The organism is Thermoanaerobacterium thermosulfurigenes (assembly GCF_051201035.1).
Classification (GTDB): domain Bacteria; phylum Bacillota; class Thermoanaerobacteria; order Thermoanaerobacterales; family Thermoanaerobacteraceae; genus Thermoanaerobacterium; species Thermoanaerobacterium thermosulfurigenes.
Genome location: NZ_JBPODR010000004.1, coordinates 41,477 through 49,940, shown reverse-complemented (window position 1 = coordinate 49,940; position 8,464 = coordinate 41,477). Strand labels below are relative to the sequence as shown.

The 8,464-nt window shown below is 36.3% G+C and carries 6 protein-coding genes; 5 read left to right on the top strand and 1 reads right to left on the bottom strand.

All coding sequences use genetic code 11. From position 1 onward, the window contains the following. From HNR52_RS02225 to HNR52_RS02205, 5 genes are all read left to right on the top strand, one after another. On the top strand, positions 1-1,756 hold a 1,756-nt coding region (locus HNR52_RS02225), incomplete at its 5' end, for a methyl-accepting chemotaxis protein (protein WP_435619576.1). Positions 1,757-1,823: 67 nt separating this feature from the next. Beyond that, positions 1,824-2,636: a CheR family methyltransferase gene (locus HNR52_RS02220; RefSeq protein WP_435619575.1), complete on the top strand. Its 813-nt coding sequence runs from the start codon at positions 1,824-1,826 to the stop codon at positions 2,634-2,636. 4 nt (positions 2,637-2,640) lie between these two features. Continuing rightward, positions 2,641-3,696: a protein-glutamate methylesterase/protein-glutamine glutaminase gene (locus HNR52_RS02215; protein WP_013788757.1), complete on the top strand. Its 1,056-nt coding sequence runs from the start codon at positions 2,641-2,643 to the stop codon at positions 3,694-3,696. 128 nt (positions 3,697-3,824) lie between these two features. Further along, positions 3,825-6,401, top strand: a complete 2,577-nt coding sequence (locus tag HNR52_RS02210) for a transglycosylase domain-containing protein (protein ID WP_435619574.1) — start codon at positions 3,825-3,827, stop codon at positions 6,399-6,401. A 318-nt stretch (positions 6,402-6,719) separates the two neighbouring features. After that, positions 6,720-7,913, top strand: coding sequence for a M28 family peptidase (locus HNR52_RS02205; RefSeq protein WP_435619573.1), 1,194 nt, complete (start codon positions 6,720-6,722; stop codon positions 7,911-7,913). Positions 7,914-7,927: 14 nt separating this feature from the next. Here HNR52_RS02205 and HNR52_RS02200 read toward each other — a convergent pair whose 3' ends face one another. Next, the gene (locus HNR52_RS02200) at positions 7,928-8,440 is read right to left on the bottom strand and encodes an ECF transporter S component (RefSeq protein ID WP_013788754.1); all 513 of its coding nucleotides are present in this window, start codon (positions 8,438-8,440) and stop codon (positions 7,928-7,930) included. Positions 8,441-8,464 lie beyond the last annotated feature (24 nt).

The following is an 8,464-nucleotide window of genomic DNA, read 5'->3' as shown; positions in this document are numbered from 1 at the left end:
CACAGCAAGTTCAGTAGAGCAGATATCAGCATCGATAGAACAGATAAGCAAGTCGATAAAAGGAGTAGCAGGGAACGCAGAAAGCTTGTCAGCATCAGCAGAAGAAACATCGGCGGCGATAGAAGAAATGGTAGCATCGATCAATCAAGTAGCTAACAGTACTGAAAATATTAAAAGATTAAGCGATTCGCTAAAGACTGAAGCACAAAATGGCAGGAAATCGGTAGAAGAAACATTATCTTCTATTAAAGATATTACTGATGCAATTTATCTTACAGGAAATGTAATAAATAATTTAGGAGAAAGTTCTGAAAAAATAGGAAGTATTACGGAAGTTATTGATGATATTGCAGAACAGACCAATTTGTTAGCTTTAAATGCAGCGATAGAAGCTGCAAGGGCTGGTGAACATGGCAAAGGGTTTGCGGTAGTAGCAGATGAAGTTAGAAAACTTGCTGAAAGAACAGCTACAGCTACAAAAGAGATAGCTGCTCTAATAAAGAATGTTCAAAAAGAGACGGAACAAGCAGTGAAAGCAATTGCAGTAGGGCAAGATAAGGCTAAGCGTGGAACTGAGTTAAGCAATGATATGAGTATAGTAATAGAAAAAATTGTTGAAGGAATAGAAGAAATAAATAATGAGATTAACGAAGTCACATTAGCCGCAGAAGAGCAGAGAAATCAAGGGCAAAACATAGTAATAGCAGTAGAAAATATAACAAACCAGGCAGCGCAGGTAAGGCAAGCGACAAAAGAACAAGCAAAAGGAGTAGAGGAAATAGTACAAGGAGTAAACAATGCAAGAGAGCAAGTAAGACAGATAGCGGTGGCCACAAAAGAGCAGAGAAATCAAGGGCAAAACATAGTAGAAGCAGTAGAAAATATAACAAACCAAGCAGCGCAGGTGAGTCAAGCGACAAAAGAACAAGCAAAAGGAGTAGAGGAAATAGTACAAGGAGTAAACAATGCAAGAGAGCAAGTAAGACAGATAGCGGTGGCTGCAAAAGAGCAGAGAAATCAAGGGCAAAACATAGTAATAGCAGTAGAAAATATAACAAACAAAGCAGCGCAGGTAAGTCAAGCAACAAAAGAACAAGCAAAAGGAGTAGAAGAAATAGTACAAGGAGTAAACAATGCAAGAGAGCAAGTAAGACAGATAGCGACGGCTACAAAAGAGCAGAGAAATCAAGGGCAAAACATAGTAATAGCAGTAGAAAATATAACAAACCAGGCAGCGGAGGTAAGTCAAGCGACAAAAGAACAAGCAAAAGGAGTAGAAGAAATAGTACAAGGGGTAAACAATGCAAGAGAGCAAGTAAGACAAATAGCGGCGGCTGCAAAAGAGCAGAGAAATCAAGGGCAAAACATAGTAGAAGCAGTAGAAAATATAACAAACCAAGCAGCGCAGGTAAGTCAAGCAACAAAAGAACAAGCAAAAGGAGTAGAGGAAATAGTACAAGGAGTAAACAATGCAAGAGAGCAAGTAAGACAGATAGCGGCGGTTGCAAAAGAAATAAATGCAAATATCGGCGAAGAAATGAACAATTCAAATGTTATAAATAAACAAGCAGAACAAATTGAAGAGTTAATAAAAAAACAAACCTCAGAATTTAAGCAAGTTGCGGCATTTGTAAAAGAATTTAGCACTTTATTAAGTTTAAATGGCAAGGATGTTGAAAAATCTATCAATACTACTGAGGAACTTCTTAATAATGTGGAACAAATAAAAAATACATTAAGAGGCTTTGAAATATGATATATTCTGTACTATTGAAGAAGTTATATTCTTCAATAGTACAAATTTTGTTTAGGGGTTGATAAATATGATAGCAAATGAACAGAATTATTTAGGGGAATTGGCTAATTTTATATACGATTTTTGTGGCATTGATTATAAAAATAATTTAAACAATCTCAAGATAAAAATTGAAACAAGGATTAAAGAATTAGGGCTATCTGTTTGGGAATATTTTGGATATATCAAAATGGAACCAGAAGAATTGGATGTGTTAATAGAATTAATAACTGTGAACGAAACGTATTTTTTTAGAGAAGAAAATTTGTTAGAAGAATTTAAGAACTCAATTTTGCCTGAATATATTAATTCTGCAAACAATAATGTGCGCATATGGTCTGCCGCTTGTTCGACGGGTGAGGAGCCGTACACGATCGGTATGTTAATTGAAGACAGTGGTTTATTAAAAAACCATGAAGTTAAAATTATTGCTACAGACATTAATAACAAGGTATTGGAAAAAGCTGAAAAAGGTCTTTATAAGAAAAATTCATTATCGTTTAGGAGAACTCCTAATTATGTATACGACAAATTTTTTATAGATCATGGAGAATATTATAAAGTTAAAGATGAAATTGCCAAAATGGTGGAATTTAAAAGAATAAATCTCTTGGATAAGGATCTTGAAGAGAAAATAGGAAAATGTGATATTATATTTTGTAGGAATGTTTTAATATATTTTGATGAACATGCAATTCGAAAAATAATCAACGATTTTTACAAAATTTTAAATCCTGGCGGTTACTTATTATTAGGTCATGCTGAGTCAATAACTGGTATTCACAGTGGATTTGAAGTAATACATAAGCCTTCTGTTTTCTATTATAAAAGAAAGGGATGATATAGTGGAAAAGTTTGGTGTTTTAGTTGTAGATGATTCGTCTTTTATGAGAAAGTGTATTACTAAAATTATAGAAAAGAACCCTAAACTTTCTGTTGTAGGAATCGCCAGAGACGGATATGAAGCGATAGAAAAAGTTCAAAATCTTAATCCGGATATAATAACTATGGATATTGAAATGCCTAATATGGATGGTATTATGGCTCTTAAAAAGATTAAAGAATTGTATAATATACCTATTGTAATGTTGAGCAATTATACAGAGGAAGGTGCTGAACCTACTATAGAAGCGTTAGAAGCAGGTGCAGAAGATTTTTTTCTAAAAAGCGAGTTAATTAATCAAGATGTTGATGACAAGATTATTGATAATTTTATAAATAAGTTGATAAATGTAATAGAAAGCAAAAAAATACAAAAACAATGTTCAGAAATTAATAAAGACGAAATGGTTAATAAAAGAGAGCTTAGCAATGATAAACCAAAGGCAAAAGTAAATATAATTATCATAGGTACATCTACAGGAGGACCGGTCGCTTTGCAATCTATACTACCTAATTTTCCACCAGATTTGCCTGTTCCTGTACTTGTTCTCCAACACATGCCTCCCGGTTTTACTAAGTCTTTAGCTGAAAGATTTGATACATTCTGCCAACTTCATGTAAAAGAAGCAGAAGAAGGGGAAATTTTACAGGCTGGCAACATTTATATTGCTCCGTCAGGATTTCAAACTACTTTGCATATAAAAAATGATAATGAAGTTGTTTTTAAAATTATAGAAAGCTCAGATGATAATATTTTATACAAACCATCAGTTGATGTTACGCTAAATTCTGCAGCACCGATTTATAAAGAGCATTTATTAGCTGTTATACTTACTGGAATGGGCAATGATGGCCTTGTTGGATGTAAATCAGTAAAAAAATATGGAGGGCATGTCATTATCGAATCTGAAGAGACATGCGTTGTTTATGGAATGCCAAAAGCAGTTTTTGAAGCCAAGCTATATGATGTTCAAGTGCCGCTACAGGATGTTTTAAAGGAAATATTGGCATATGTGTGATAATGGTTTATGTCAGATGTGCTTTTTTAATTATTTTTTAATAATTTCGACATTTGTCTGAAAATAAAATATGATATAATATGATATGGTATAATATTAGTATTAAATATTTTTTGAGGGGATATGTTATGGAGAACAATACACAACTTAGGCGTAGTGATAGAAATAAAAAGAAAAAAAGCAAAAAAAGCGCCTTTAAGAAAGTATTCAATGTTGTGCTGTGGGGTGTCATTATACTGCTTTTAGCAGGCATTGGTGTTGTTGGCGGTAAAGTTTTAGCTATAATAAAAAACACGCCTCCACTGTCGCAGGATGCCTTGACGAAGATGAAACAGTCGTCCATAGTGTACGCTAAAAACAGCGATGGAAGCTGGAGCCAAGCTGCGATTTTACATGGTTCTGACAACAGACTTTGGGTTTCTATAGATAAAATTCCTGAAAATTTACAAAATGCCGTTGTGGCCATAGAAGACCAGAGGTTTTACAAGAATAATTTAGGCATTGATCCTAAGAGGATAATTGGTGCATTTTTGGTTGATATAAAGGCTGGTGGCAAACCTGTGGAAGGTGCCAGCACTATAACACAGCAGCTTGTTAAAAATACCATGCTTACAGATGAAAAGACATTGACGAGAAAGATTCAAGAGGCTGTACTGGCATGGCAATTAGAGCAAAAGTACACGAAAAAGCAGATACTTGAAGCGTATCTTAATACCATTTATTTAGGTGGTCCACATATAAATGCGTACGGTGTTCAAGCGGCAGCGCTACAGTATTTTGGCAAGGATGTAAGTCAGTTGGATCTTGCAGAATGTGCTATGCTGGCAGGTATTACTAATAATCCCTCTATGTACTCACCTGATTCCAATATACAGCAAGCGACGGAGAGGCAGCACCTTGTTTTGAGTGAAATGCTGAAACAGGGTTTTATCACTCAAGAACAGTACAATGCTGCAATAAATGAAAAGCTGCATTTTGTTTTCAAGAATCTCAATTTGTCTACGTACAGTCACGGTTATTTTATAGATCAAGTCATAAACGATGCTACAGATGCTCTTGTCAAAAAACTTGGCATGACTAAATCAGAAGCATTGAATGAAATATACAATGGTGGTCTTAGGATATATTCAACAATGGATCCAAACATACAGACGATAATGGAAAATGCGTTTAAAAATCCAAAGCTTTTCCCTGTAGATCCAACTACAAAAGAGGCTGTACAGGGTGCTATGGTAGTGATAGATTGGAAAACTGGAGAAATTAAGGGTATTGTAGGTGGTAGAAATACAAATGACTTTAAATATGTCACAAGAGGTATAAGCTTTGCTGATTCAAAAAGACAGCCAGGGTCATCAATAAAGCCTTTGACTGTGTATGGACCTGCACTGCAAAGCGGTCTTACCGCTGCTACAGTTGTAGACGACGTTCCTACCACATTTACACTTCCTGGTGCAAAGCCGTACACGCCTCATAACTATGAAAGCAATTATTACCATGGTTTAGTGACATTAAGGGAAGCTATAACAGATTCGTTGAATGTGCCTGCTGTTCAGGTTGTCAACAAAATAGGCATAAATGTCTCTGCAAGTTACGGGAAAAAATTTGGACTTGACATAACTAAAAACGATATGTACCTTCCAGCTCTGGCATTGGGCGGTTTAAGTCAAGGCATCACGCCTATACAAGAAGCGGCTGCTTACGGGGCAATTGCCAATAAAGGAATGTATATAAGTCCGATTACTTTTACAAAGATTACAGACTCTACAGGAAAAGTATTGGTAGACAATAAACCTGAAGAACATGTGGTGTTAAGTGAGCAAAATGCTTATATATTGAGAAGCATGATGATGGATGTTGTAGACCATGGTACAGGTACTGCTGCCAAGCTTTCTAATATGGATGTGGCAGGTAAGACAGGCACATCTGAGAATTCAGGCAACATTTGGTTCTCAGGTTTTACGCCATATTATGTTGGTACTGTATGGATGGGTTATCCGTCATCAAATAATCCTGTGAAAAATTACGGTGTGCCGCAGGTAGGAGGTACTTTCCCGGCTCAGATGTGGAGGACTGTCATGGCACAAATACATCAAAATCTTCCACCAACACATTTTACAGACAAACCATCGGGAATAGTATATGAGACTGTCTGCAAAGATTCCGGAGAATTGCCGACGGATTTGTGCAGAGAAGATCCGAGAGGGGACAGGACATATACTGAGATGTTTGCTGCAGGTACACAGCCTACGGAGTATTGCACTGTTCACGTATCAGCCCAGATAGATACATTGACAGGGAAATTGGCATCTTCCTGGACACCGCCTTTCCTCGTGAAACAAGAAGTGTTTATCAATCCTCCAGGTAGGACGCCTGAGCAGAATGCATACGCCGCCGACGGCAAATACGTATTGCCTACACAGTCAGACAGTGGAAGCGATGTATTGCCGGGAAATAATCAGAATGACAACGGAGCACAAACTGGGAATCCATCTACAAATAGTGGCGATACTACTGCTCCGACAAATGGCACGGAACCGGGAAATACAAATACTGAAAATACAGGACAAAGTAACACATCCGGCAATGGCGGGCAAAGCAATAGTAGCGGTACAAATAGCAGTAATACTAATGGCAGTGGACAGGGAAATTCTACCACGAATCAAAAGGGGATTGGAAATATAATAAACTCTATACTTGGGCACTAAATCATAACTACTGTACTTAGTAGTAAAAAAATGTGGTATTGGCACATCTATTTTGTGCATACCGTTTCATCTCGTTTATTAGCCATTAAATCACCTTTCCTTTTGTTATATAGTAGCTTGAACAACTCTATTATAACGGAAAGGTGATTTTTTTGTACAACTTCTGTCTCGCACCTGTATAGTAGGTGTTTTTTTATTTCGCTCGCTTTGGAGGCTCAAGTAATTTCCCTATTGTGAATAATGTATCAACTCATAGGAAAAAATTATTGAAGGAATATTGAAAAGTCTGTAGAAATATATAGTTAGGGGGCGAATATTATGAAAAGTATGGATTACTTAAAAGAGCTTTCAAAATTTGAACACCGTGGTTCAGCCACAAAGAATGAAAGAAAGGCAGCAGATTACATCGCAGAGAAGCTTAAAAGTTTAGGCTATGATGTTGGTGTACAGGAATTTAAAACAACACGAGACAATCTTTACATTTTGCCTCTCCAGTTTGGGATTCTTCTTTTCATCATGGGTGCTGCATCGCTTGTATACGATAAATTTTTAAATATTGTGGAGCTTTTAATTTCCATTGTTGCAGTATTTTTGTTGGTTTTAGAGTTAAGCGGCAGGTCTTTTGAAACCAGCATAATGCCCAAACACAGATCCAAAAACGTATTCACGAAATTTGAGAAAAACGACAAAAAGAAGGTAATCATATCTGCCCATATTGATACACAAAAAGGCAGTCTAATGTTCAGTCCTAAAATTGTTGGAAGATTAAAAATGATTTTTAACGTTGGCTATGTGGGATTTGCTTTGATACCATTGGGTATCGCATTTAAAATAATGGATATTTCTTTTGTATCAAATGTTTTATTGGGATTAGGCATACTAATAACATTTGCAATGGTTGTGTTTTTGCTTATATGTCAGTTAGGTGGAAAGTACACAAATGGTGCTAATGACAATGGTTCTGGTGTATCTTTGGCATTAGCGATTGCAGATCATTATGCAAATAATAAAGATAAGTTTCCTGATGATGTGCAACTGGTTTTCCTCTTTACAGGTAGCGAAGAGACTGGCGAAAGGGGAATGAAATATTTCTTGAAGAAGTATAAGAGGTTATTAGACAGGGATGCGCAGTTTGTAATACTTGATAACCTTGGAGCAGGCAAACTGACATACCTTGAAGGAGAAGGAATGATCATATACAGGAAAGCGGGCAAAATGCTTTTAGACGTTGCAGATCTTATGGCAAAAGAGTACCCCAAAAATACGGTTCAGAGAAGAAAAAATCTGCTTTTGCCCACAGATGCACTGCCTGTCTTAGCAAGTGGATTCGACGCTATAGCGTTTTTATCCATGGATGAAGACGGATCTATAAAAAATTATCATTGGTTTACAGATACTATAGAAAACGTGGATTCAAAGCTTTTAAGATATGAAGAAAGCTTTTTGATAGAATATATCTTAAGGGTTTCAAATAAGATGACCGATTTAAAAAACGTTGAAGCAATTGAGTAGGAGTAGGGATATACCTACTCCTTTGATTTATTGAAATAGCCTGTCAAGATGAATATTAAAAATATGGATAGTATTCCACCGATTATAGCGGTAGCTAATTGTGGAAATGTAAAGGCTGCTGCAATTTTTTGAGGTACTTTTACGCCAAACATTACGAGAATGTACTTTACAGAAGCTGCCAGCCATAAAAACTTTACAACTGAACCTGTTATCATGCCTATGATGTTGTTTTTAATAGCCGAGAAAAACATCACATAAAGTGCATTGCCAACCATTATAAATGGTATAAGCATTGGAAATCCCATAAGTCCTACTAAAAAAGCGATGATTGGCGTCAAAAGCCCTATTGTGATGCCAGACCAGACACCTACAAAGTAAGCCGATACAATAAGCATCGCATTTACGATTGAGCCTGTTACAAGCTGTGGCATCTTGATAAATTGTGCGATTATAGTCAATGCCAGCAAAATAGCGGTTCTTGTTATAAATTTTGCGTCAAATTTTTTGGGTGATGTGCCATTTACCATAATATCACCTCCAACATCAATCTA